This is a genomic window from Kineococcus indalonis (genome assembly GCF_009906395.1).
GTDB classification, from domain to species: domain Bacteria; phylum Actinomycetota; class Actinomycetes; order Actinomycetales; family Kineococcaceae; genus Kineococcus; species Kineococcus indalonis.
This window is the reverse complement of the sequence record NZ_JAAALM010000705.1, coordinates 1-1584: the sequence shown is the minus strand read 5'-3', so window position 1 is coordinate 1584 and position 1584 is coordinate 1. Positions and strand designations below refer to the sequence as shown.

General features: G+C 78.5%; 2 protein-coding genes. One reads left to right on the top strand and one right to left on the bottom strand.

Annotated features, from left to right (window positions below; genetic code table 11):
- Nucleotides 1-448, top strand: a 448-nt coding sequence (locus GTR00_RS20460) for a very short patch repair endonuclease (protein ID WP_205706297.1), incomplete at its 5' end; no start/stop codon positions are given.
- Nucleotides 449-522: 74 nt separating this feature from the next.
- Here the strand turns inward: GTR00_RS20460 and GTR00_RS20455 are convergent.
- Complete coding sequence (locus GTR00_RS20455) at nucleotides 523-1455, bottom strand: hypothetical protein (RefSeq protein ID WP_166613366.1); 933 nt, start codon at nucleotides 1453-1455, stop codon at nucleotides 523-525.
- Nucleotides 1456-1584 lie beyond the last annotated feature (129 nt).

The window sequence follows — 1584 nt, the reverse complement described above, 5'->3', positions numbered from 1 at the left end:
GCCCGCCTCCAGCCCCGCCGTGGCCGGCATCATGCGCCGCACCGGCCGGCGCGACACCGCCCCGGAACTGGCGCTGCGCCGCGAACTGCACCGCCGCGGCCTGCGCTACCTCACCGACGCCACCCCGCCGGGCACGAACCGCCGCCGCCGCGCCGACGTGGTGTTCCGCGGCGCGCGGGTGGCGGTGTTCGTCGACGGCTGCTTCTGGCACTCCTGCCCGGTGCACGTCCACCGGCCCAGGGCGAACGCCGCGTGGTGGCGGGTGAAGCTGGGCAGCATCACCGCCCGGGACCGCGACACCGACACCACGCTCACCGCGGCCGGCTGGCACGTGGTGCGGGTGTGGGAGCACGAGGACCCCGTGGCCGCCGCGGACCGCGTGCACGGCGTCGTGCACGCGCGCCGCCGCCACGCGCGCCGCACGCTCAGCCGCGTCGCGCCCGGGTGACGACCACCCCGATCTCGTCCGCCGTGGACTGCGCGTGGCGCGGGTCGTCGCCGGGGGAGGACCCGTCGCGGTGTTCAGGCCGTGCAGCGGTCCAGCGCGGCGGACACGTCGACGCCCGCCTCGCGCAGCACGGTCAGCGCCCCCTCCGGCGGCTGACCCGGCAGCAGGCGCTGCACCCGCCGGCAGCGCCGTTCGGCGTCCGGGTTCTGCGCCAGCGCCGCCGCGTCGATGTGCGCGGGCAGGTCGTAGTGGCGCCACTGCGTGGGCACGCCCGCGCGCTCGTCGGCGCGCAGCAGTTCCCGGCCCTGCGCGACCAGCAGCGTGAAGTCCCCCCGCGCGGAGATCGCGCACACCGCGCGGACCTCGCCCGCCCCGGCGCTGAGCGCCTCCGCCGCCACCCGGAACGTGTTGCCGAACCGGCCGTGCACGTGCAGCACCGGCCCCTGCGGGTGCGCGCTCCACTCCGGGTGGCGCTCCTCCAGGGCGCTGGCGAGCTGCCACACCGCCTCGTCCACCTCGGGCTCGTCGACCTCGGGTTCAGCGACCTCGGGTTCAGCGACCTCGGGTTCAGCGACCTCGGGCGCGCCCGCCGCCGGCTGCTCGTCCAGCGCGCGCGGCTGCTCCGCCGTACCGGCCTCCTGCGGCACCTCCGGTGCAGTGGAGTCCTGCGGCACCTCGGGCACCGGCACCGCGTCGGGCTCGGCGACCGCCGGCTCCGCGTCGGGGTCGACGACGGCGGCGGTGCCGGAGACGCGGCTGCCGTCCTCCGAGGCCAGCCGCACCCGGTCACCGGCCTCCGCGGCCACCTCCAGGACCTCCTCGGCCGAGCCGGCCGGCAGGACGTCCACGTCCTCCCACGCCCCGTCCGCGCCGCGGGCCAGCGCCACCAGCAGGTCCTCACCGGCCGGGGCGCCCAGCCGCACGTGCAGGCCGGCCGGTCGCAGCACGACCTCCAGCAGCGCGGGCGGCGCGTCGAGGGAGCTGGCAGGGACTTCGGCCGGGTCCACGGGCTCACCGTAGGGGACCGGGCAGGGGGCGTCACGGGTGGGCGCGCCGCTCACCGGGCACCGGCCACGCCCCGTCCACCCGGCCGTGTCCGCCGCGGCGCGCATCATGGACGCGTGCTCCCCCACACC